This is a genomic window from Peptacetobacter hiranonis, from assembly GCF_008151785.1.
GTDB lineage: Bacteria > Bacillota > Clostridia > Peptostreptococcales > Peptostreptococcaceae > Peptacetobacter > Peptacetobacter hiranonis.
The window spans coordinates 2,132,579-2,158,252 of sequence record NZ_CP036523.1; the positions used below are offsets into that span (position 1 = coordinate 2,132,579).

Consider the following 25,674-nt stretch of genomic DNA (forward strand, 5'->3'; position numbering starts at 1 on the left):
TTTCAACAGCCCGTTTTTACATTTTATTTTATATTTTCTATTTTAAAGACATATCTTTTTCTATAACTGCACTAACTGCTTTTTCAACTGTACTCATGAAATTATTGTCCTGAAGCTGACAAACACCTTCTATTGTTGTTCCACCAGGAGAACAAACCTCGTCCATTAATCCAAATGGATGTTTATCAGATTCCATAACCATCTTAGCAGATCCAAGAACTGAGCTTGCTGCTATATCTAATGCAACATCTTTTGGAAGCCCCCATTTAACACCAGCTCTTGCTAAAGCATCTATATATATATAAGTAAATGCTGGAGATGCACATCCAACTGCAGTAAATACAGCAAATTGATGCTCTTCTATCTCAACTATACTTCCAACTTCCCCAAACATTGTCTTAACAACTTCTTTTTCTTCATCAGTTACATTAGCACTACAAGTAAAACAACTAGTAGACATTAAAGCCTGTGCGTTTACATTTGGCATAACTCTAACTATATGCACATCCTCACCTAAATTTTCCTGTAAATAACTTATTTCCTTACCTGCTGCTATTGATATAACTAACTGCCCCTCTCTTAAAAGCTCTTTAACTTCTGGCATAACATCTGGTAACACCTGTGGCTTAACAGATAAAACCACAACATCAGAATTTTCCATAAGCTCCTTAACAGAATAACAAGTAGTTAAACCATACTGCTCAGATAACTTCTCTACCTTAGATGCTGTTCTATTATATCCTAGAACATCAGCATTATCAAAAGACTTACCTAAACACATCCCCTTCATAATAGCTGCTGCCATATTACCTACACCTAAAAATCCAAACTTCATACAATTACCTCCTCAAAAAATTACATTAAACTCTTAATTAATAATAATTATACCATAAATACCTATATCAATATAATCTAGCATTTTCAATTATAAAATGTAATCATATAGATATTTTATATTCCTAAATAAACTACTTCCTTAAAATAAACAGTATGCTGTTATCAAGGATTGTAGTAGCCCTTTTCTTTTAAGACTTAAACACAAGTAGCTCGCACCGACAATTCTGCAAGCGCCCCAAAACCTTGAAATGTGTTAAACAAATGGTTGGGGCGCTGAAGCCTGGAGAGCGAATACTTGTGTTAAGTCAAAGAAAGGGCTGCTACAATCCTTGTAACAGCCCCATACTATATTTATTCCATTACTATATTTTCTCTTGATTTTACTTTAGCCTGTACGTCTTCTATGAATTTAGCTAATTCAACATTACCTAATTCACCTTCATCTCTAGATCTTACAGATATATTGTTTTCAGCTTCTTCTTTTTCACCTACTATTACCATGTAAGGAACTTTTTCAAGCTGAGCTTCTCTTATCTTGAATCCAACTTTTTCAACTCTACCGTCAACTTCAACTCTTAATCCATTGTCGAATAATTCTTTTCTAACTTTTTCAGCATAATCAGCGTATTTGTCAGATATAGGTATTATTTTAACCTGAGTTGGAGCTAACCAAACTGGGAATTTACCAGCATACTGTTCTATAAGTATTCCTATGAATCTTTCTATACTTCCGAATGCAACCCTATGTATCATAACTGGTCTATGTTTTTCTCCATCCTGTCCTATGTAAGTAGCATCGAACTGTCTTGGAAGCTGCATATCTAGCTGTATAGTACCACACTGCCAAGTTCTTCCTATGCAGTCAGTTAAGTGGAAGTCTATCTTAGGTCCGTAGAATGCTCCATCTCCTTCATTTACAACGAATGGAAGATTTAATTCTTCAAGAGCTCCTCTTAAACCATTTTCTGCTGCTTCCCATTCTTCATCAGATCCCATAGAATCTTCTGGTCTAGTAGATAATTCTAAGTGATATTCAAATCCAAATGTTTTATATATACCATCTATTAAAGATATTACACCTTTTATTTCATCTCTTATCTGTTCTGGTAACATGAATATATGAGCATCGTCCTGAGTAAATGCTCTAACTCTCATTAATCCGTGAAGTGCTCCAGATAATTCGTGTCTATGAACTCTACCAAGTTCAGCAACTCTCATTGGGAAATCTCTGTAAGAGTGCATTTCGCTCTTATAGTATAACATTCCTCCTGGACAGTTCATTGGTTTTATAGCGTAATCTTCTTCATCTATTTTTACAGTATACATATTTTCTTTGTAGTGATACCAATGTCCTGAAGTTTCCCATAATTTTCTATTTAATATTATTGGAGTTTCTATTTCAACGTATTCAGCTGCTCTATGTACTTCTCTCCAGTATTCTAATAAAGCATTTTTAAGAGCCATACCTTTTGGTAACATTAGAGGGAATCCTGGTCCTTCTTCAGGTATCATGAATAATCCTAATTCTTTACCTAATTTTCTGTGGTCTCTTTTCTTAGCTTCTTCTAACATGTGTAAATGTTCTTCTAAGTCTTTGTTCTTTTCGAAAGATACACCGTATATTCTCTGAAGCATTTTTCTATTTTCGTCTCCACGCCAATAAGCACCAGCTACACTTGTAAGTTTAACTGCTTTTACTTTCTTAGTTGAAAGAAGGTGTGGTCCAGCACATAAATCTGTGAAATCACCCTGTTTGTAGAATGATATTACTGCATCTTCAGGTAAATCTTCTATTAATTCTACTTTATAGTCTTCACCTTTTTCCTGCATTAATTTTATAGCTTCTTCTCTTGGAAGTTCAAATCTTTCTATTTTTAAATCTTCTTTAGCTATTTTTTTCATTTCTTTTTCTAAAGCTTCAAGATCTTCTGGAACTAAACTATGTTCTAAATCTATGTCATAGTAGAATCCATTGTCTATAGCAGGTCCTATAGCTAATTTAGCTTCTGGATATAATCTTTTTATAGCCTGAGCTAAGATATGAGATGAAGTATGTCTGAATACTTCTCTACCTTCTTTATCTTCAAATTTTAGAAGATTAACTGAACAGTCTTTGTCTAATACTGTATCTAATCCAACAACTTCCCCATCAACTTCAGCTGCAACTATACTTCTTGCTAAACCTTCACTTATTGACTTAGCAACATCTAAAACTGATACACCTGATTCAAATTCTTTTACATCGTTTTTTAAAGATACTTTTATCATTATTGTGTCCTCCCCTTTTTTATATTAATTGATAATAATTTACATATTAATTTTATATTTTGCAATTTATGGAAATAAAAAAACTCGTCCCATAAAATTGGGACGAGTGTGCTCGCGGTTCCACCCAAGTTGATGTATAAAACATCCTCTTGAAGATTATAAGGTAATCACCCGGATACTTTCACTTTCGCTACTAAATCCTGCTCCAAGCTAGTTTTCAGATAACTCATTTCTATTGGGCTCTCAGCCGGTGACCCAAAATCTCTGTAAGACGATCTTTATCCTACTCTGTCTTTTCATCGCTAATATAAAACTCTGATTTCATTCTACCACATCATTTTGCATATTACAATACAAAGCTTTTAATTTTCTGAAATATTATATAACAAGTGATATTAAGCCCTGAATAATACCAATTAAGAATCCTAGAAGTAGTCCTAGAACCTCTATATGTTTTAATTCTTTCTTAGCTATTCTTACAGTAACCTCTTCTAAATACTCTATATCAAACTCATTTATTCTATCTTCAATAATTTTTTCTATATCTACCCTATCTTTTGCTTTTTCTATAAAGTTACTACCTAAATCATCTATAGCATTTCCAACTTCTTTGTCAACTATATCTGATATATAACCGTTTATTTTATTAACTAAAGAAGATGGTAGGAATATAGCTTTTTCAGCTATTATATTGGATACCTTTGAATTTATATATCCCGCTATTTCTGCTTTATCTTCATCTTTTATTATTCCATTGAATATGTCTTCTTCACTAAGTAACTCTCTTTTTACTGTCTCAGCTACATTTTTTGCTATTTCAGCTCTTCTCTTAGGTATTAACCCCATTATTTCTATGTTGGTAAGTGGTATTTTTATAGGTTCGTACGGTTTAAATAGCATTTTTATAGCAACAACATTCGTAATATATCCTATAAGCCCCCCAATTATCGCCATAAATAATATTCTTAAAAATATATTCATAACAAACATCCTTTCCCTTTTAATATTTTTTAATCAATCTAATTAATTTCGTTTTAATTTTTATATATGCATAATCTAGAGTTATCTATTTCTATGCTACATCAGAATATTATTATATACCTATCTATTTAATTTATTCAACACCTTAATCATTTTAATCTATAATTTCACTTTAAATTCACTATTCTATTACAATTGGTATTATAGATCCTAAATCTATAAGTTTCTCCTTAGAAAGAGATACATATCTTTTTCCATATTTATTTAAAAACTCTTTAATCTTTTCAAAATCCGGATGATTTTCTACCTTCCCTAAAAATCCAACTTCTGAATCTGATAATATCCCTGTACAACCTCCAATAAATCCAAAATTCATATCAAACAGATCTATATTTCCTTGTTCTATAAGCAGATAATCTATATCAGCTCCACTTTTTTCTATACTGTCTACTATACCTTTATCAGCAGTTATTATTGATTTATCATCAACAACGCATATAGAACATTTAGAATATCCTTGTTTTATGTTTATTCTCTCAAACTCATTTTCATCTAAATATTTTAATACTTCTTTATCTGTATATTCAAAATTATGGAGTGCATATTTTCCTACAATACAGACATTATATGCAATATCATCGGGATATTTTTTACTTAGAGGTTTCTCCCCTTTTATCAAATTAATTTTATTCTTTTCTATTTCATGTCCTTTTTCTGATGAGTAAAAATCATTTAAAATCTCAATATAACTTTCATATAAATTAGGTGCTACTATTATTTTTCCATTTCCACAGTTAAAAAATTGAATATCTGGATGATAAGATATAGCATCATATACATCTTTACATTTTGGAGTTTTTATAACTCTAATATCTCTATCTAAAAGACTTTTTTCTAGTTCATATTTAATCCTTCCATCAACTATACAAGTCTTTAATTTTCCCTCAAAACAAAACGGACTTTCTACAAATTTCATAATATCTCACCTCAAAATAAAAGGCAGTACGAAATTCATACTGCCTTACTTTTAATCTAATTTAATTCTATTTTTCTTAATAAGAAATTTATCTTTCTAATGCTTTTAGATATTTTTCCATTTCTTCATCATCGTATACGTTAAATATAACTTTTATATCTTTTTCTGGATTTTCTTTTAACCAAATTCTAACTCTATCTACTGCAAGTTGTGCAGCTTCTTTCTTTGGATATCCTGAAGATCCTGTGGATATACCACAGAATACTATAGTTTTTATATCGTCTATATCTTTTACAGTATTCAGAACTGATTTATAGCAGTGAAGTAGCTGCTTTTCATGCTCTTTACTAGGATTTCCACCTAAAACAACTGGTCCTACAGTATGAACAACATATTTTGAAGGTAGGCAGTATGCTCTAGTTATTTTAGCATCTCCTGCGTATTCAATATGTCCCTGTTTTTCAATTATTGTATTACAGTCTTCTCTAAGTCTTGGTCCTGCTGCTGCATGAATCTTACTATCTACTCCTTTGTGGAATGGCTGTCTATTTCCTAATAATGAACTGTTTGCATCATTTACAATGGCATCAGCTTTTATTTTTGTTATATCGCCTTTCCAAACAGCGATTCTATCTTCTTTTTCTTCTATTGAATTTGCATCAACTGCATTTTCTATATCATTTTCCATTAGAAGAATATTTTCAAGCATTGATAGTATTTCCGGAGTAATTTTTTTAACCGGATAAGCTGCTAATAATGCTTTTAATTTTTCTATAGGTTCTAATTCAACTTTTGAGCTATACACTTTTGCTGGAACATCAGATGAAAAATAAGTAATCAGTGTTTTTATATTCTTATTTTTCTGCTCCTCTGTTAGTGGTTTAACTGTTTTATCTAATCCTTCAAACAGTTTTATATCCTCAGCATAGTCTTTCCATTTCATAACTCATCACTCCAATCTGCTTTAAGTCAGTTTTAGTTTTATATTTAACTTAATTGTAACACATCTTGGTCAAACTTAAAATTTTATTTGTAAACGTTATACTATTTTGTTTTTATTATCATTTCTTCCATTCTTTTAGCAAGCCCATCCCAAGTTTTTTCTGACATGTCTATAAATCTTTTATGATTTGTAGTATCTAGATTTTCTTTTATCATCTGATCTAGTGCCTCAGATAATCTTTCTTCAAATGGCTCTATAGCTTCATCTGCTGGTACACCAACAGACTTCATTTTTGGAAGTTCTACATATTTTATCTTACCTGATGTATTTATTTTTTCTCCAATCCACTCTTTAACACCTGGTATATCAGTAACTACAACATCTGTACCACATGCCATAGCTTCTAGTACAACAACCGGTAGACCCTCATAGAATGAAGGTAAAACAAATATATCCGCTTTGTTGAATTCCTCACTTAGGTCATTCTGATTTAATTTTCCAAGGAATTTTATATCGAATCTACTATTATTTGCCTTTGCTACGATTTCATCATAAGATTCTTTATCACTTCCAGTACCTGCAAGTCTAACTTTGATAAAATCATCTTTGTAATCTAGTCTATCTAAACAATCTATAAACGGTATAAGTCCTTTTGATTTACATATTTTTCCAGCAAATACCAATTCAATATAATCTCTTTCAACTTCATAGTTTTTATTTTTGAAAATATTATCGTTGAATCCACTTCCAATTACCTTTACCTTGTCTTCTCCAACATTAAATACAGACATTATATCTCTCTTCTGTTCTTCATGAAGTGCAAATAACATATCTAGATTTCTTATATTTTCTTTTATATAATCTCTTTCTAATGGTATAGTTTTTAACTGTCTTAAACAAGTTCCATGGCATACTGCAGCAATTTTTATATCTTTGTCTTTTACAACTTCTCTTACAAATGCAGTAAGTAGATATAAATGATGACATATTATTATATTAGGCTTAAATTCTTCCAATGCTTTATTTATCTGCTTTTCAAATGCTTTTTTTAATTTTTCTACCATTTCAGCATTCATATCTCTATATCTAGTACTCTTGTAAGGCATTGAATCACTCATACCAACGACATTAAAGTCTAATTTGTCTGTATTGTATATAACTGGATAGAATTTTGTTGCTCCAAAATGCTCTTCTAATTCTTTTATACTGTCTTCAACATCAATTCCAGCTATAACAGATTGCTCATATCCTAATTTTTCAAACCCCTTTATCATGCCACACATATATATTCCGCTTCCTGTACTGTTAGGTTTCTGGGTTGTTATGTGTAATATCCTCATTTCTTATCCTTTCTTTCTCTATATAATTACTTTTCTTTTTTATTATAAAGCTCTACATATACAGCTGTTGAGTCGTCCATAACTTTAAATCTAGGCATTTTTATTGCCTTGTAGTCGTCTTCCTCAAATTCTCTCACCTGATTAAAAATATACTCTATTCCCATTTTTTCAGCTATATATATTAATTCATCCTCTTTTAAAATACCATATCTATCAGATGCACATGTAAATCCATCACTAGCAAGCATTATTTTCATCTCATCCTCTACCTGAATATATCCATGTATAGAATTTTCAATTGCTTCTTCGCTAAAATCCAAGATCCAATATCCATCTTTAGTATTTTTCTTCATTCTATTATCTATTATGGTATTCATAACCCTAGCTTTTATTTCATTGAATGATAGCTTATCTAAATTAGGTATTCTCATCATTTCATCGTATACTTTATCATCAAGATGACATATGCTTCTATCTTTTATAATTTTTCTTTCTCCATCATTATAGAAGAAAGAGCAATCTCCTAAAAGAAAATACTCTATCATATCATCTCTGAATTTTACTATCGCTATAGAGCTAGATGGTAAATCTAATTTTTTTACATCTTTCCCCTCTACAAGCTCCTTATACTCTTCCTTTATACTTCTTATTCCATCTAACATAATTTCTTTTAATGAATCACTTCTGTATATATTTTCATGTAAAAAGTTATTCCACCACTGAGAGTACCATCTAGCATCACTCTCATCAGACACTATATTCTTCCCATTAAGTCCTGTTGCTCCATCAAGTACCCATACTCCAAAAGGTGTTATACCAGCCGCATCTTCATTGTAAGGTGCTGTTCCTTGATTACATAAAAGGCTACAGTTTTTTATTTTTAGCCTCATAGACAATCCTCCTTTTTGGATTTATATATTTAAATTATTTCTTTTATCAATATGTTAAATTATATTTTCTATACAAATCAGTATAACACTATATTTTTTATGATAGTATTTATTTTTTCTATTATAATTTTCTTCTTATTAGTTTTTTTCTATATAAAGCTTTACTTTTCTATTCTACTACAATAGAGATATATTTTGTAAAATTTTTATCCAAAATTGCAATAAAAAAGAGCCTAATTAGACTCTTTTTTTATATTTCGTATTAAAATTTTTCAAAATGAACTTTTTCCCAAACCACATCTGAATCATTGTATGCATCTTTTTCTTCATTTGAATATCCAAGACCTAGTATACATTGAACTTTGTAGTTTTCTGGTATTCCCATAACATTCTTTATATAATCTTCAGCTGTCTGATTTTCATCGTGTGCTCTTTCTCTAACCTGAACCCAACAAGTAGCAAGACCTAAGCTATGAGCTTCTAGCTGCATATAAGATGCCGCTATCGAGCAGTCTTCAGTCCAAACATCAGTTAATTCTGGATCTGCAGCTATAACAATTGCTACCGGAGCATCCTTTAAGAAAAATCCTCCACCCTTTGTTCTACAATTAGATAATAATTCTAATTTTTTTGAATCTGTAGTAACTACAAATTCCCAAGGTTTTTTAGATCTTCCTGATGGAGCTAAAAGCCCAGCCTTTAAAACTTTTTTAAGCTTATCCTCTGGAACTGGAAGATCAGAATATTTTCTACAACTTCTTCTAGTTTTTACAAAATCTATCATAAAAATACCCCCTTCATTTTTGAAATAATTAATTCCTTTAATTACATTATACTGTAATTGAAATTTTTTCATATATATTTATAAAAAATAACTTTAATTAAAAAAATAACAATTATTTTTTACTCTGGAGTTCCCACTTTTTGTATAGCTATACTCAATATTGTTGTAATTATAATTACTAATACACCATAGGCCATAGCAAGCCCTATCTTGTATTCAAAGACTCCACTTACCATTGCTATAGATACTGGTCTATTGTTTATATTATATAAATATGCAGAACTTGTATATTCTCCTACACATCTTACAAATCCTAAAACAGCACCAGATATTATACCTGGTTTTATTATAGGTATAGTTATCTTTCTTATTGTATACCAAAATCCTGCACCCAAACTTTTTGATGCTTCTTCGTATGTAGGGTTTAGATTATACATAGATATATTTGTACTTCTAAGTACTAATGGTAAAATTCCTACAAAATACGCTAATGGAAGTATTATATAGCTTCCAACTAGATGCTGGTTAAAGGCAAGTATATTAGGTTTATTAAATGCATTTATTAAGTTTACTGCTATTGCACTGGCAGGTATTGCAAGTGGTAACATTGCAAGAATTTCGATTATTACTTTTAACTTATTTTTTGTTCTAACTATTATATAAGAACATGGTATAGATACAAATGCCCCCATTAAAGCTGCTATCATAGACATATTTATACTGTTTATAAATGGCTTCATAGCTCTTTTCTTTGTAAATATATCTATATAGTTTTCCATAGAAAAATCTTTAGGGAATATATCTACTAACCAACTTCCCGGTGTAACAAATGATAGTATAAATATTGTTATTACAGGTAGCATTATAAATATAATAGTAACTGCACTTATAAATATAAAAATAGCTTTTAAAAATTTATTTTCTATTTCTACTTCTTGCATAGGACTTCCTTTTATTATTCCTTCTATTGCACTTTTCTTTTCGTAATATCTAGAAACTAAAAGGAATACTATAGCCATAAACGTAAGTATTACAACTTGTACAGATGCTATGTCCATATGGTTATTTGATTTTGCAAATAACATCTGAGTAGTTATTACCTTGTAGCTATCTCCAATAAGACTTGGAGCTGAGAACGATCCTATTGAAGATATAAATGTAACTAATGCAGATGCAATAAGTGCTGGTTTTATAAACGGTATTATTATTGTTTTAAATATTTCCCATTTTCCTGCACCTAAGTTTTTTGCTGCTTCAATTGATGAATAATCCATCTGTTTTATTGCTACAGATACATTCATGAAGAAATAAACATACTGTGTATATGCATGCACAAATAATATTCCCCAGAATCCTGTAAACGCATATGGTTCATCAGCTAATTTGAAAATTATTTCTAGTGATTCCGTTATTATTCCACTTTCTCCATAAAGCTGTATAAAAGCAAGTACTATTATTACCCCAGGTACCATTATTGGAGTTAAAAGTAATTTGCTAACTATACTCTTGAATGGAAATTTAAAATAAGTAACCATAAACGCTAAGAATGTACCTATAACTCCACATACAAAAACTGATGCAAATCCAATAATAAGTGTATTTTTTACAGCTACTCTATTAGCTTCAACTGCAAAAAATTCTTTATAATAGTCTAGAGTGAATCCACCTTCACCCATAACACTCAGCATTATAGTTCTTATAGCTGGGAATAAAATATACCCAAGTAAAATCCATAAAACTGCAAACAGAACAATTCCTTTAAATATACTTAATTTTTTATCTTTAATCTGATTCATATCCACTACTCCCGAAGTATTTTTATAGCATTTCTAGGAATTTCTAAAAATACTTTACTTCCCTTTTCAAAAATAGCTCCTGTAAATGAATTTATTCTGCTCGCCTTTATAGTACATCCTCCTATGTCTATTACATAATCACTTATATTTCCATTGAAGTGTACTTCTTTTATTTCACCTTCTATTGTGTTTTCATTTCCATTATTTTCTTCGTATATCACTATATGTTCTGGTCTTATAGATATGTATTTTGCCACATCTGATTTATTTATATTTAATTTTATATTTCCTTCTATCTCTATTTCATCGTATTCAGAGTTAGAATTTATATTCTTTATTTCAAATAAATTTGTAACACCTATAAAATCTGCAACAAATCTATTTTTAGGATTTGCATATATTTCTTGAGGAGTACCTATCTGTACACATTTTCCACTTCTAAATACAGCAATTCTCTGAGACATTGTAAGAGCTTCACTCTGATCATGAGTTACGAATATTGTAGTTATTTTTAGTTTTCTCTGTAGTTCTTTTATTTCAAACCTCATTTCATCTCTAAGTTTTGCATCTAGGTTACAAAGAGGTTCATCAAGAAGCAATACTTCTGGCTCTATTACAAGAGCTCTAGCAAGTGCAACCCTCTGCTGTTCTCCACCTGATAACTCTGTAATTTTTCTCTTTTCATATCCATCAAGACGTATTAATTTTAATACATCTGTAACCTTTTTATTTATCTCATCTTTTGGTAGTTTCTTTACCTTTAATCCATAAGCTATATTGTCAAATACGTTCATATGCGGGAATAATGCATAGTTCTGGAAAACTAATCCAACTTCTCTTTTTTCTGCTGATATATTGGTTATATCCTTATCACCTATATATATAGCTCCCTCATCTGGTTTATTAAATCCAGCAATACTTCTAAGTAATGTAGTTTTTCCACATCCTGATGGCCCTAAAAATGTGAAGAATTCCCCCTTCTGTATCTCAAAAGACACATCGTCTATAGCTGCTTTTCCATCAAATACTTTCTTTAAATTTTTTATAGTAAGACCTTCCAAACTTTTTCTCCTTTCATCCAAAATAAAAGAGAGGCATAAAATACCTCTCTTTTAAATTCTAATCTTTTCCCTGATAAATAGACTCTGCTATTTTTTTGTATAATATATCACCAATTTCCCAACTTGGTATTTTATGTTTAATTAATAAATTTTAGATATTAAAGCTAATTTATATTATTTATCTTCTTTAACGTCTTTTGCTGTATTTTTTATTTCAGAATCCCATTTCTGCATCCAGTCACTCTGATTTTTAGCAAGAACTGACCAATCTACATCCATTGCTTTGTAAGTAGTTTCGCTCATCCATTTTGGAGAGTTTTCTAAAGCTGCTTTTAAAGTAGGAACTCTGTTAAATTCGTTAGCTATTTTAGCCTGAGTTTCTGCACTACCTACATATTCCATAAATGCTTTTGCTGCATTAGGGTTTTTACAATTTTTGATCTGTGCAACACCATCAGTTATAACTACTGAACCACTTTCAGCGTCAACTATTTCTAATGGTAGACCATTTTCTTTGTTTTCTACTATTGAGCTAAGAACTGAGTAACTTACACCAGCTTCTTTTCTTCCTATAGCCTGGAATAATAATGATTCATTTCCAAAGTATTTTTTAGTATTTTTATCTAAAGCTTTTAGGTAATCCCAACCTTCTTCTATTTTTCCTTCTTTATCGTACTGATATAATAAGCTTGAGTAAGTTGCTTTAGCTGATGAAGATTCAGCATTTCTGAATACTAACTGATCTGCAAATCTTTCATCTGTTAAATCTTTCCAATCTTTTGGAGCATCTTCTTTGCTTATTACTTCTGAGTTGTAGAACATCATTACTGGAGTCTGTATAGTTCCGTACCATAATCCATTTTCATCTTTGAACATTGGATCAAGGTCTTTTGCCCATGATAGTTCTGATTTTTCGAATAAATCTTTTGCTGATAATTCTAGGTAAGTTGCTGAAGAACCTCCGTACATTATATCAGCCTGTGGATCTTCTTTTTCTGCTTCAACTTTTTCTGCTAATTCACCCTTTAAGTTTATGAATTCTACGTTTACACCTGTTTCTTCTTCAAATCCAGCTGCTACTGATTCTAATAAATCTTCTGGATGTGTAGAGTATATTACTAGACTTTCTTCTAGTTCTCCGCCTTTAGAAGCCTCTTCTTCTTTTGGTGTACATCCTATTAGTGATACTGATAGTACTGCTGCTAATGCTAAGCTTAAATACTTCTTGAACTTCATAAATGTCCCTCTTTTCTTAAAATTTTCCCCCCGTATGAATATTCTATTACATTTAAACTTATTAAATGTATTATATATAAAATATCCGATTTTATTGTATCATCTTTCATTTACAAGTTTCGAATAGTTTTTATCTATAATTATATAGTTTTTATCTATAATTATAGATTCTTTATTCATGCATTATTTATAAACAAAACTTTTAAAGTAACAAAAAAGAAGCTGCTACAATAATTGTAACAGCTCCTTTAATATAGGGAATTTAGTTTATTAAAGATATTTGCAAATTTCATCGGCAAATTTGTCAGTACTTGCATCTCCGCCTAAATCAACAGTTAAAACTGTTCCGTCTTCAAATACTTTTTCTAAAGCATTTGTGATTCTATCTGCTGCATCATTTTCTCCTATGTATCTAAGCATCATAACTGCAGACTGTATTATTGCTGTTGGATTCGCTATATTCTGACCTGCTATCTGAGGTGCACTTCCATGTACAGCCTCAAATACAGCATAGTCTTTACCTATATTTGCACTAGGTATTAATCCAAGTCCTCCAACAAGTCCTGAACATAAGTCTGAAAGTATATCTCCATAAAGGTTTGGCATAACCATTACGTCGTATTTTTCTGGATTTAAAACTAAATTCATCGCAGCTGCATCTACTATCAGATCATCTGCTTCAATATCTAGTCCCTCTACTTTTTCTCTATATACATCTAAGAATAATCCATCAGTTAATTTCATTATATTTGCTTTATGAACGCCAGTTATTTTTTTTCTGTCATTTTTCTTAGCATAATCTACAGCAAAGTCTACTATTCTTTCGCATGCTGGTCTTGTTATTATTTTTATTGTTTCTGCACCATAGTCACCTATTTTGTGTTCTATTCCTGTGTAGCAACCTTCTGTATTTTCTCTTACTATAACTAAATCCACATCTTCGTATCTATTTTTTATTCCTTTAAAACTTTTTACAGGTCTTACATTTGCATAAAGGTCTAGTGTTTTTCTAAGTGCAACATTTACACTTCTGAACCCTTTACCAACAGGAGTTGTTATAGGCCCTTTTATAGCAATTTTATTTTTCTTTATGCTATCTATTACATAGTCTGGTAGAGGAGTATTGTATTCATCTATTACCTCCATACCAGCTTTTACTTCTTCCCAATCTATTTCTACTCCTGCTTTTGCTACTACTTTTTTCATAGCTGCAGTTACCTCAGGTCCTATTCCGTCCCCAGGTATAAGTGTTATTTTATACATTAGCTTCACTTCCCAATCATAATATATTTTAGTTAGCTGTCTTTTTTGTGTAATTTAATTTTCCACCAGCTTTTATTACTTCTACATCTGAATCTGATAATTCAACTATTACATCAAATTCAAATCCTTTTGTAACATCCTTAACTGTTATTTTTCCACATTCTACTTTATTTATAGCGTCATCTATTACAAGTTCATCCATCTGGTCTATTCTGCCGTAATCGTCTGGATTTTCAAATACCATAGGTATTATTCCGCTATTTATAAGATTTGCTTTGTGTATTCTTGCAAAACTCTTAACTATTACGCCTTTTATTCCTAGATAAAGCGGTGCAAGTGCTGCGTGTTCTCTACTAGATCCCTGTCCGTAGTTATCTCCACCTACTATAAATCCACCGCCATTTTCCTCAGCTCTCTTTGGAAAATCTTCATCTATTGTGCTGAAGCAGAATCCAGAAAGATATGGAATATTACTTCTGTATGGTAATAATTTTGCATTTGATGGCATTATATGGTCTGTAGTTATATTATCTCCTACTTTTAGAACTGCCTTTCCTGATACAGAATCTGCAAGTTCTGTATTTAGTGGGAATGGTTTTATATTTGGACCTCTTTCCACTTCTACCTTATCTCCATCTTCTGCTGGTTTGATTATCATACTGTCGTCAGTTATAAATCTGTCTACTGATAGATTTTCAAAATCAACTGGCATTTCCATAGGATCTGTAAGTACACCTGTTATTGCACTTACAGCTGCTGTTTCAGGGCTAACTAAATATACTTTAGCTGATAGTGTTCCGCTTCTTCCGTAGAAGTTTCTATTGAATGTTCTTAAAGATACTGCATCTGTTCCTGGAGACTGTCCCATACCTATACATGGTCCACATGAATTTTCAAGTATTCTCGCTCCAGAAGATATAATATCTGCTAAAGCTCCATTTCTTGATATCATTTCCATAACCTGTCTTGATCCAGGCGCAATTACTAAACTTACATCCTTATGAACTTTCTTTCCTTTTAGTATCTGAGCTACTTTCATTAAGTCTTCATAAGAAGAGTTTGTACAACTTCCTATAGCTACCTGATTTATTTTTATCTTTCCTATATTTTTTATTGTATCTACATTGTCTGGGCTGTGAGGTTTTGCTGCCATTGGAACTAATTCATCTAAATTGATATCTATTACTCTATCGTATACAGCATCAGCATCTGGTTTTAATTCCATCCATTCATCTTCTCTTCCCTGTGCTTTAAAGAATTCTAAAGTTTTTTTGTCACTTGGGAATATAGATGTTGTAGCACCAAGCTCTGCACCCATATTTGTTATTGTCGCTCTCTGTGGTACAGAAAGATATTTTAGTCCTTCTCCACCGTATTCATATACTTTTCCAACTCCACCTTTTACAGTTTCACGTCTTAATACTTCTAATATGATATCTTTTGAAGCTACCATATTATTTAATTTTCCTATTAAGTTTACCTTTACTACTTCTGGTGCTTTTATACTATATGCTTTTCCTGCCATTGCAAGAGCTACATCTAGCCCACCTGCACCTATAGCTATCATACCAACACCACCTGCTGTTGGAGTATGGCTATCTGAGCCTAGTAAAGTATTTCCTGGTTTAGAAAATCTTTCAAGATATACCTGATGGCATATTCCATTTCCAGGTCTTGAGAAATATATCCCGTATTTATCTGCCGCAGTCTGTATATATCTATGGTCGTCTGCATTTTCAAATCCCTGCTGAAGCATATTATGGTCTATAAATGCTACACTTTTTTCTGTCTTAACTTTTTTTATTCCCATTGCTTCAAGCTGAAGATACGCCATTGTTCCAGTTGAATCCTGTGTAAGTGTGTTATCTATTTTAATACTTATAGTATTTCCTGCTTTAAGTTCTCCATCTACTAAATGTTTTTTTAATATTTTATATACGAGATTTTCTCCCATTTTTTCACCCTCTTAATCTATTTTCTAATTATTGAATTTATTTTCTACTTAAGCATTTTCTTCGTCAGCTAATAAATCGTAGTATATTCCTACTATTTCCTTGTCGAATAAAGATCTCTTCATTCTAACTGATACTGATCTTATTTCTTCTAATACTTTTGAAGCCATTTCTGGAGATAATTCTATATCGTATTCATGGAATTTATTTATTATAGCTGCTTTTCCTGAATGTTTTCCTATAACTATCTGTCTCTGTAGACCAACTTCTTCTGGTTCAAAAGCTTCATAGTTTTTAGGATCTTTTAAAGCTCCATCTGCATGTATTCCAGATTCATGTTTGAACATATTACTTCCAACTATTGCCTTCCAAGCTGGTAATTCTCTTCCTGATGCACTTGATACATATTCTGATAACTCTTTGAATTTTTTAGTATCTATGTCCATGTCGTATCTAAAAACATGTTTTAATGCCATTAGTACTTCTTCTAATGCAGCATTTCCAGCTCTTTCTCCAAGTCCATTTACTGTAACTCCTATATGATTTGCTCCACCTATAGCACCTGCTATTGCATTTGCTGTAGCCATACCAAAATCATTGTGAGTGTGCATTTCTATATCAAAATTAGTTGCTTTATGAATTTTTTCTATTTTATTTCTTATTGTGAATGGGTCCATAACTCCAACTGTATCGCAGAATCTAAATCTATCTGCCCCAGCCCGTTTACCAGCTTCTATAAACTGTATTAAGAAATCGTCATCTGCTCTAGAAGCATCTTCACCGTTTATAGATACATAAAGTCCGTTTTTCTTAGCGTATTCAACAGATTTTACCATATTTTCTATAACCCATTCTCTTGAAGTTCTTAGTTTATTCTGAATGTGTATGTCTGATACTGAAATAGAGATTGCCACAGCATCAACACCACAATCAATAGACTGTTCTATATCGCCAATAACTGCTCTGTTCCAAGCCATTATGCTTGATTTTAAATTTCTCTCGCAAATTTTTTTAATTGCATCTTTTTCATCGCCACCCATTGCAGGTATTCCTACTTCAAGCTGGTCAACTCCTAAATCACTAAGCATCTGTGCTATTGTTATCTTTTCATTGTTTGCAAAAACAACTCCTGCTGTCTGTTCTCCGTCTCTAAGTGTTGTATCTACTATCTTTATCTCTCTATTTTTTAATTTATCAACTACACACATTTTTAATACCTCCTAAAATTTTAAACTAAATTCCTTTTTTATTTTCCCTAATAAATTCCCTTTTTAGTGCTTTAATTTATTTTTTAGATTTAACACTAATTTATAACTTTTTTGAATTATGCAATTTAATTTTCAAATCTTGCATTTATCTCTTGGGTATATAATAGTCCTTTAACAAAAATAAATCAATACCTTTTTGAAATTTATTTATAAATTCTTGCATTTTTTTCTAAAAAAATCATTTTTTTAGTTCTATTTTGACATTTTTATTTTTTATAGTTGCAATTTGTTATTAATTTTTAATAATTTGTCAGCTTTTTTAATTTACTTTACTAAGATTTAACCAAAGATTAGAACATTATTTTCACATTCAATACAAATAATTTTATCTCAATTATTCATTTTTTGACTCATTTACATTAAATAACTATATTTCATGTTATAATAGTCTATAATGCTTAGTAAGTAATTTTTAATTTATTAAAATTTTATTAAATAATATTAATTTGAAAGGACATCAATTATGGATTTTAAAGATTTGAACATAAAAGAAGATATAATAGATATCTTAAAAAAATCTGGAATAACAAAACCTACCCCAGTTCAAGAAGAGTGTATAGGTATTATAAAGGACGGTAGAGATGTAATAGCTCAGTCACAGACTGGAACAGGTAAAACACTTGCATTCTTAATTCCTACGCTTGAAAAAATAAACAAAAATAAAAAGGATGTTTCTGCACTTATCCTAACTCCTACAAGAGAACTTGCACTTCAGATTTCTAACGAAGCTGAAAAACTAGCGGAACCACTAGGATTAAATATATTATCTGCTTATGGAGGAAAGGATATAAAATCTCAGGTAAATAAACTAAAAGGAAACATACACTTAGTAATAGCTACTCCTGGTAGACTTTTAGATCATTTAGATAGAAAAACAATAAGCTTAAAAAATCTAGATATATTTATATTAGATGAAGCTGATCAGATGCTTCTTATGGGATTTAAAAATGAAATAGATGCAATTCTTAAAGAAACAAATAAGAAAAGACAGTCTCTTTTCTTCTCTGCTACAATGGATTCACAAGTTAAAAAACTTGCCTATAGATATACAAACGACCCTGCTTTTATCGAAATAAAAAGTCAGGAAGTAACATTAGAAAAAATAAACCAATCTATTGTAAAAACTACAGATAGAAGAAAATTCGACAGTTTATGCAAGGTTTTAGATGGGGATAATCCTTTTATGGCTATTATCTTCTGTAGAACTAAGAGAAGAGCTGATAAACTAGAGGAAGATATGGGTTCTAGAGGATATAACTGCGAAAAAATACATAGCGATATTTCTCAGGCAAAGAGAGAAAGAATTATGAAGAACTTCAGAAATATGAAAACTCAATATCTAATAGCAACAGATGTTGCATCTAGAGGACTTGATATAACTGGGGTTACACATATATATAACTACGACTTCCCAGAAACTGCAGAGGACTACATCCACAGAATAGGAAGAACTGGACGTGCTGGAGAAAATGGAGATACTTGTGCATTTGTAACAGATAAAAATACAAAAATACTTGAAGATGTAGAAAACAAACTAGGATTTAAAATAAAAGTAAGATTTGACGATACAGAAAATTAATTATTTCATATAAAAAGCTGTTGCAAATCGCAACAGCTTTTTTATATTAGTTTTTATTTGTAAGATTCATCTTTAACTTTGAAGTATCCTTTTGGATGTTCACATACCGGACATAGTTCTGGAGCTTTTTTACCAAAGTGTATATGTCCACAATTAGTACATACCCAAGCTGTAACTTCTGCGTCTTTTTCAAATATTTTTTCTTCTTCGCAGTTCTTTAAAAGAGTAAGATATCTTTCTTCATGTTCTTTTTCTATTTTAGCTACTTCTTCAAATAAGTATGCTATATGATCGAATCCTTCTTCTTTAGCTACTTTAGCGAATCCTGCGTACATATCAGTCCATTCGTAGTTTTCACCTGCAGCAGCTGCTTTTAAATTTTCTTCAGTTGAATTTATTCCATTTAATAATTTAAACCATATTTTTGCGTGTTCTTTTTCATTGCCTGCAGTTTCAGCAAATATTGCACCTATTTCATTGTAACCTTCTTTTTTTGCTTTTGATGCAAAATAATCATATTTGTTTCTTGCCTGTGATTCCCCTGCAAATGCAGTTAATAAGTTCTGTTCAGTTCTACTTCCTTTTAATTCCATTGTAAAACCCCCTTATTTTTTATTTTAAATTTATAGAAACCCCATATTAAAAATATGGGGTTAAATTTACTATATTACACTTAATTTAATATTCTCATATCCTATTCTGGAACTATCATAACTATACATTTAGCCTGTTTTACAACACTTGCTGTAACAGATCCTATCATTCTAGTTAGTCCCTTCTTAGTTGATTTAGTCATAACAATTATGTCTATATCGTCTTCTTTTGCTTTTCTAATTATTTCATCACCTGGGTATCCAAATGTGAAGTATACACTAACATTGTATCCTTCCATTATTTCTTCTGCTTTATCTAGAATTTTTCTACCTAATGCTTCAGAATTTTTAATTTCTTCAGATAGTGATATGCCATCTATAAATACTAGTTCTTTGACATTCATTATCTCGATATCTACAGAATCTTTGTCAAATATTCCTTTTATAAACTCTAGAGAATGCATACTTCTTTCAGTTCCGTCTATTGGTACTAATATTTTCTTTTTAGCCATAACACATCTTCCTTTCAAAAATCTAGAATAAGTTTTCTAAATTTACTAAAAATTCTTTTATTAATATTATGATAACACTAAAAAACTTTTTTTGCAATATAATCAATAATTTTTAAAAATATTTTTTAATATTTGTTTAGTTTACAAATTATCTATGTATTTTTTGTCGCTAAAACTTAATTATATTGAAGTTAATTATTTGTATATTATATTAATACCCAATATATTTAACTTTAATCATTTAACCTCTTAAAGTTGCTTTTATTCTATCTGTATTAAACACTAATCCAAATGCATCATCAATAGAATTAACCACAATATCGCTATGAGATAGTAATTTTCCTGAACATCCTTCTCCTTCTATTATGCAGACAGATAAATCAGCTATATCAAACATTTTTATATCATTGTATCCATTTCCAAAGCATATACTCTGCCCTGAAAGAGATTTTACTATTTTTTCTTTATAGTCTGCTGCATCATGAGTTGGAAATACTTCAACCGATACAGGAAGATTTTCACATTTTTTCTTAACAGTACCATATGTATCCGCTGTAAGAATGTATATATTAACAAATTCACTAAGTTTTTTTAAATTTTCCTGAGTATTTTTGCTCATATCTCCATTTACAGCTACCGTTCCATTATAATCAAATACAGCATTTTCTATTTCATATTTTCCTCTTCCAGGAATATCTACCTTTATCATAATTTCCCCCTAAAATATTACTAACGTCTAAATTTTATATTTAATTCTCTTATATTTTCATTTTCTAGCATTTTTTCAAATACTTTAGGATTAACCTTTCCTTCATCTACCTGAATTATACATCCACCTAGATCTGTTTTTTCACTTCTCCATTCTAGGTAATCTCCCATCTCACCAGATTTTATAAGCCATCCTATAAAGTCCATATTTTCAAATTCTTCCATTTTATACTTATCTATATCGCTAGTTTTCACACCATTAAATTCTTTTTCTATATAATACATAAAGTTAGTCATATACTCTATTTTTGTCATATCTTCACCAGTATATCTACTAAACATTGTCATTTCCTTTAGTTTAGAAATATCCTGAACAAGCATATTTACACTATTTTTGTCTGTAAAATATCTAACCTTACTGAAGAAATTTTTCTCTTTAAATTCTTCTATAAAGTCTTTTACCTGTTTATTTAACCGCCATTTTTCAGTATCGTCTATTGTTATTGTGGCATCGTATAAATCATCTACTTTAAATGCACTATTTGTGTATTTTATTGTGCTGTATCCAACTTTCTGAGTAAGCTTAGTTAAGTACTCTTCTCCATCTTCTTCATATATTAAAAATAAATCTACTCTTGCATCATCTATAAATGTTTTATCTTTACTATCCTCTTTGTACCCACGATAAAGTACTTTTATACCAGCACCTACTCTAAGTAATTTTCTATTTTCGTGTATTTCTATTTTTTCTATCATATTTAAAAGTGATTCCACTTCATCTAAAGCTATTTTCATAATTAAATCCTCTTTCTATATATTGTTTTTTACTATGATTTTATTATAACATTCAAAAAATATTACAACAATCTAAAAAAAGAAACACATACGAAAGTAAATCATATGTGTTTGACAATAAGGTTTTTATAAGTTTTTAATATTTATATATATTTAATGCTATTTTGCATTTTCAATCTTTTTAATTTATCTAATTTAAATAATTAGATTCCTAATTCTTGCTGAACTAATTCCTCAAATCTTTCAACATTTTTAACTTCATTTGGATCAAATTCGCTTTTATATTCACCATTTGATAATTTTATTGCTAAAACTACGTCTCGTAGTTGTGTGCAAGTGGCTCAACCAGCTTGTACACTTTCATATCTTCTTTTTGAAAGTATCTTTCTTATTCCTTCTAGTTTTTCAACTGACCCATCATTTGAGTTATATACATACACTTCCTTATCTTCTGTGAATATAAACACTCTATCTTCTTTGTCTATAGTAGACACTTTTTCTTTGATATTTAAGCTTTCTATAGCCTTATTTTTCTTTTCATTTAATGCATCTCTTTGCGCTTGTATTATACTTGCCTCTCTTTTTGCTTTCATAAATGAATAAATAAGCATTGCAACGAAGACAATTAATATTACCTGAATCATACTTCTCCCCCTTATTTAGACAATTATATTAAAATATACTGTTTCAATTATATTTAGGTTATACCCCCTCTTTATACCTATAAACATTTTTCTATAAAAAAAGAGATAACTATAGATTTTTCCAATTTATAGTTATCTCACTAAATTAACTTATTTACTTTTCACTCACAAAACTAGTTTTTCCATCTTTTATTTCGACTTTTATTTTTCCAATATTAGGCTCTCCACTAATCTTCTGTATCTTGTTGCCATTTTCATCGATTATATACCAAATTTTGTCCTTTTCCATTCCTACTATTCCATATTTTTTATCATTATCTTTAATTATATCAGCTGATTTTATATCTGAATATTTTGTTTTTGCTATGTTTCCATTGCTTGTATTAATTATGCTGTACTCACCAGCTTGGTATGCTATTATTAAATTTGACATTGTAAACTCTACCCTGCTTACATTGCCTAAAATAGTATTTTTATCTTTATCTAATATAGAATAGTATCCATCTTCTTCATCTACAGTTACATCATATCCATTAATAAAATCTTTATTTACAATCAATGATGTATTCAGCATAGATTCTCTTATCTTATGTACTGTTTCACCACTTTTTTCTATACTCTGATTTATACTATTTGATATTTGCTCTGCTTTTTCTGCTTTTTTACTCTCTACTTTTAAAAACATCCCAGATACAGCCACCGCTATACCCAACATAAATACCGGCGTCCTAATTCCAACTATATATCTCCGCTTTGTATCTTTATCTATAGCTCTTGCAACCTTGTATAGATTGTATTTTCTAGCTATTTCAGACATTTTCTTTTCTGTGTATAGTGTATCAGCATAAGATTTATTTACCATTATTTCCTCAAATCTAGTTTTAAAATCAGGATGCTCTAGATATGATTTTATATATGAGTTTGATAAAATCAATTTAAACATTTCCATGTTTATTTTTTTAGGAATTTTCTTTTCTATATAATCTAAGAAATACCTCATCTGATCTACTTCATCATCTCTAGTTCTTTCGTTATATATCTCATTAAAGATTTCTCCGTCTTTTGATTTTTTATTATTAGAACTATTTGTTTCAGATTTTTTATTAGTTTTTTCTTTACGATTATCTTTTATTTTAAAATCTTCTTCTTCTAAATTTGAATAGTCAATCTCTATAGACTTATTTTCTTCTTTCTTATTAACTTCAATAACTTCATCAGTACTTTTATTTGTATTTATACCAATTTCTAGATCCTCATCATCTAACACAGATTTACTAGCATATTTCATAGCCCATTGATACGCCTCTTGAACTATTTTAAATTCTTCCGGATAATCCTCAGGATGATATACCTTTGTTTTTTCTGCATATGCCTTTTTAATTTTTTTCTTGTCAGTTGTCGGATCTATCCCCAAAATATCCCAAATACTCTCTATCACGACAAGCGACCTCCTGTACCATCTATTATTTTAATATCTTTCTCTTTAATATCTTTTTCCTCTATATCCTTATCTTCAATACTATTGTCATCTATTCCAAAATCGGAGAATATATCTGATTCATTAAACTCTGAAATACTATCAAATACATCAAGTAATCTTTCCATTTCCTCTACAATAGCTCTCTTTTTCTGTATATTATTTACACAATCTTTGTACATAATTTCAAGAGATTCCATTCTTTCTTGAAGCATACGTTTCAATTCTGGAGATAATTCTTTATATATTCTCCTTGCTCTTTCAATACATGCTTCATACTCTGGATTGCTATTTAATTTTATAGATATCTCCTTGATAGCATTTAACTGGTTACCCTCTTTTATAGACTCTAGTTTTTTATCATCACCTATTATAAATACACTTTTTTCACCTGTTGATATTATTTCTACTTCTACATATAGCATACTATTTATATCGTATGAATATGTTATATTGAACTGCTCATTTTCTTTATAATTTCTAGGTATTTTTACCTTTGTATGCCCAAGAAGAATATTGTCATTTTCGTACATTTCTTCTCCTTGATAAACAGATATACTTATATTATTTTGACCTCTTCTATATGCTTGAAGAGTTACAGTTCTACTTGAAGGTAACACTGTATTTTTAGGTATTATAACTTTTGCTAAAGGTTTACTTGAATCAGATTCATTTACAATAGGTGTACTAAGTGAAAATGGACAAATATCTGTAACGACTAAATCTTTTACTTCACTGCATCTTTGTTTTATTCCTAGATATTTTCCAAGTCCCATAGCAACCATATAGTCTATATCTTCAGCTGACTCAACTGGTATTTTCAATAATTTTTCTAAATAATCTCTAACTATAGGCATATAGCTAGATCCACCTACCATTATCATTCTATCTATATCAGAAGGGACAAATCCACTGTCTTTTACAGCCCTTCTTATAACCTCTCTTATCTCATCTAAAATAGGTTTAGATATTAGAGATAGTATTTCATTTGTAATTTTCACTGAATATAATTTTCCTCTTATAGATAGGCTCATTGTTGCTTCTTCATTATCTTGTAATGCTATTTTCACTCTTTCTGCTGCTAAGAATAAACTTTCTTTTTCTGCTCTTAAAAGAGAATTGTAGTCAATTTTATTTTGTTGACAAAAATGCATTGCAATTGCTTTATCAAAATCAATTCCACCTAATTGATTATTTCCAGCTATCGAGCATATACTGACTACATTTTCAAAACAATCTACAACAGAAACATCTAGAGTTCCTCCTCCAAAGTCAAATACTACAAATGTTTCAAATTCTTCTTCGTGGCAGGCAATAGCTGCTGCAGATGGCTCATTTATTAACCTATCAACCTTTACTCCTATAATTTCTCCTGCTAGTTTTGTAGCCCTTCTCTGCTTTGCATTGAAATACGCAGGTACACTTATAACAACTTCTTCTACTTTTTCATTTAGATATTTTTCTGCATCATTTATCAGTTGTTTCAGTACTAATGCAGATAATTCCTGTGGAAGATATTTATTTTTACCAAGCTTTATTGTTTTGTTAGTACCCATATCTCTTTTAAAAAGAGACGTTGTATTTTCTGGATTTGTAACTAGCTTTTGTTTAGCTATTTTTCCGACTATAAGTTCTTTGTTTTCTATTGTAACTACACTTGGAGTTAGATATTCGCCAAATGAATTAGGTATCATCTCTACTTCTCCATTTCTAAAAACAACAGCTATACTATTTGTAGTACCTAAATCTATACCTATCACAGCCATAATAT

Annotated in this window: 22 protein-coding genes and 1 other annotated feature; of the genes, 1 reads left to right on the plus strand and 21 read right to left on the minus strand. The window is 30.2% G+C overall.

Annotated elements, in window-relative coordinates:
* Window positions 1–37: 37 nt before the first annotated feature.
* From proC to nifV, 14 genes are all read right to left on the minus strand, one after another.
* Window positions 38–835 carry a pyrroline-5-carboxylate reductase gene (proC, locus tag KGNDJEFE_RS09930; protein WP_006440751.1) on the minus strand — a complete coding sequence of 266 codons (798 nt, stop codon included), beginning with the start codon at window positions 833–835 and terminating at the stop codon, window positions 38–40.
* A 353-nt stretch (window positions 836–1,188) separates the two neighbouring features.
* Window positions 1,189–3,105: a threonine--tRNA ligase gene (gene thrS / locus KGNDJEFE_RS09935; protein WP_006440750.1), complete on the minus strand. Its 1,917-nt coding sequence runs from the start codon at window positions 3,103–3,105 to the stop codon at window positions 1,189–1,191.
* 95 nt (window positions 3,106–3,200) lie between these two features.
* Window positions 3,201–3,414, minus strand: a binding site (T-box leader).
* A 69-nt stretch (window positions 3,415–3,483) separates the two neighbouring features.
* On the minus strand, window positions 3,484–4,086 hold the full coding sequence (locus KGNDJEFE_RS09940) for a DUF445 domain-containing protein (RefSeq protein ID WP_050754678.1): 603 nt from the start codon (window positions 4,084–4,086) through the stop codon (window positions 3,484–3,486).
* A 181-nt stretch (window positions 4,087–4,267) separates the two neighbouring features.
* Window positions 4,268–5,062 (minus strand): DUF6873 family GME fold protein, encoded by a 795-nt coding sequence (locus KGNDJEFE_RS09945; RefSeq protein WP_006440748.1) that lies wholly within the window; start codon window positions 5,060–5,062, stop codon window positions 4,268–4,270.
* Window positions 5,063–5,150: 88 nt separating this feature from the next.
* On the minus strand, window positions 5,151–6,005 hold the full coding sequence (locus KGNDJEFE_RS09950) for a protein-ADP-ribose hydrolase (RefSeq protein ID WP_006440747.1): 855 nt from the start codon (window positions 6,003–6,005) through the stop codon (window positions 5,151–5,153).
* Between the two features lie 101 nt (window positions 6,006–6,106).
* Complete coding sequence (locus KGNDJEFE_RS09955; RefSeq protein ID WP_040410630.1) at window positions 6,107–7,345, minus strand: glycosyltransferase family 4 protein; 1,239 nt, start codon at window positions 7,343–7,345, stop codon at window positions 6,107–6,109.
* A 26-nt stretch (window positions 7,346–7,371) separates the two neighbouring features.
* The gene (locus KGNDJEFE_RS09960; RefSeq protein ID WP_006440745.1) at window positions 7,372–8,235 is read right to left on the minus strand and encodes a hypothetical protein; all 864 of its coding nucleotides are present in this window, start codon (window positions 8,233–8,235) and stop codon (window positions 7,372–7,374) included.
* A 262-nt stretch (window positions 8,236–8,497) separates the two neighbouring features.
* Window positions 8,498–9,019, minus strand: coding sequence for a nitroreductase family protein (locus KGNDJEFE_RS09965; protein ID WP_040410629.1), 522 nt, complete (start codon window positions 9,017–9,019; stop codon window positions 8,498–8,500).
* A gap of 119 nt (window positions 9,020–9,138) precedes the next feature.
* Window positions 9,139–10,815 carry an ABC transporter permease gene (locus KGNDJEFE_RS09970; protein ID WP_040410628.1) on the minus strand — a complete coding sequence of 559 codons (1,677 nt, stop codon included), beginning with the start codon at window positions 10,813–10,815 and terminating at the stop codon, window positions 9,139–9,141.
* Between the two features lie 5 nt (window positions 10,816–10,820).
* On the minus strand, window positions 10,821–11,876 hold the full coding sequence (locus KGNDJEFE_RS09975) for an ABC transporter ATP-binding protein (RefSeq protein ID WP_040410627.1): 1,056 nt from the start codon (window positions 11,874–11,876) through the stop codon (window positions 10,821–10,823).
* A 174-nt stretch (window positions 11,877–12,050) separates the two neighbouring features.
* Window positions 12,051–13,112 (minus strand): extracellular solute-binding protein, encoded by a 1,062-nt coding sequence (locus KGNDJEFE_RS09980; protein ID WP_006440741.1) that lies wholly within the window; start codon window positions 13,110–13,112, stop codon window positions 12,051–12,053.
* Window positions 13,113–13,382: 270 nt separating this feature from the next.
* Window positions 13,383–14,375 carry an isocitrate/isopropylmalate dehydrogenase family protein gene (locus tag KGNDJEFE_RS09985; protein ID WP_006440740.1) on the minus strand — a complete coding sequence of 331 codons (993 nt, stop codon included), beginning with the start codon at window positions 14,373–14,375 and terminating at the stop codon, window positions 13,383–13,385.
* Window positions 14,376–14,403: 28 nt separating this feature from the next.
* Entirely contained in the window at window positions 14,404–16,329 is a 1,926-nt protein-coding gene (locus KGNDJEFE_RS09990; RefSeq protein ID WP_006440739.1) for an aconitate hydratase, read from the minus strand.
* Window positions 16,330–16,377: 48 nt separating this feature from the next.
* Window positions 16,378–17,535, minus strand: coding sequence for a homocitrate synthase (nifV, locus tag KGNDJEFE_RS09995; RefSeq protein WP_006440738.1), 1,158 nt, complete (start codon window positions 17,533–17,535; stop codon window positions 16,378–16,380).
* Between the two features lie 523 nt (window positions 17,536–18,058).
* Here nifV and KGNDJEFE_RS10000 point away from each other — a divergent pair.
* On the plus strand, window positions 18,059–19,174 hold the full coding sequence (locus KGNDJEFE_RS10000) for a DEAD/DEAH box helicase (RefSeq protein ID WP_006440737.1): 1,116 nt from the start codon (window positions 18,059–18,061) through the stop codon (window positions 19,172–19,174).
* A 53-nt stretch (window positions 19,175–19,227) separates the two neighbouring features.
* Here KGNDJEFE_RS10000 and rbr read toward each other — a convergent pair whose 3' ends face one another.
* From rbr to KGNDJEFE_RS10035, 7 genes are all read right to left on the minus strand, one after another.
* Window positions 19,228–19,767, minus strand: coding sequence for a rubrerythrin (rbr, locus tag KGNDJEFE_RS10005; RefSeq protein WP_006440736.1), 540 nt, complete (start codon window positions 19,765–19,767; stop codon window positions 19,228–19,230).
* A 101-nt stretch (window positions 19,768–19,868) separates the two neighbouring features.
* Window positions 19,869–20,279 carry a universal stress protein gene (locus tag KGNDJEFE_RS10010; protein ID WP_006440735.1) on the minus strand — a complete coding sequence of 137 codons (411 nt, stop codon included), beginning with the start codon at window positions 20,277–20,279 and terminating at the stop codon, window positions 19,869–19,871.
* A gap of 241 nt (window positions 20,280–20,520) precedes the next feature.
* Entirely contained in the window at window positions 20,521–20,988 is a 468-nt protein-coding gene (locus KGNDJEFE_RS10015) for an HAD family hydrolase (RefSeq protein ID WP_006440734.1), read from the minus strand.
* A 20-nt stretch (window positions 20,989–21,008) separates the two neighbouring features.
* A complete protein-coding gene (locus tag KGNDJEFE_RS10020) occupies window positions 21,009–21,782 on the minus strand; it encodes a hypothetical protein (RefSeq protein WP_006440733.1) in 774 nt (257 codons plus the stop codon).
* Between the two features lie 341 nt (window positions 21,783–22,123).
* Window positions 22,124–22,426 carry a hypothetical protein gene (locus KGNDJEFE_RS10025; protein WP_006440732.1) on the minus strand — a complete coding sequence of 101 codons (303 nt, stop codon included), beginning with the start codon at window positions 22,424–22,426 and terminating at the stop codon, window positions 22,124–22,126.
* Window positions 22,427–22,580: 154 nt separating this feature from the next.
* Complete coding sequence (locus KGNDJEFE_RS10030; RefSeq protein ID WP_006440731.1) at window positions 22,581–23,864, minus strand: J domain-containing protein; 1,284 nt, start codon at window positions 23,862–23,864, stop codon at window positions 22,581–22,583.
* On the minus strand, window positions 23,861–25,669 hold the full coding sequence (locus KGNDJEFE_RS10035; protein WP_006440730.1) for an Hsp70 family protein: 1,809 nt from the start codon (window positions 25,667–25,669) through the stop codon (window positions 23,861–23,863). The genes KGNDJEFE_RS10030 and KGNDJEFE_RS10035 overlap by 4 nt, the downstream gene beginning before the upstream one ends.
* Window positions 25,670–25,674 lie beyond the last annotated feature (5 nt).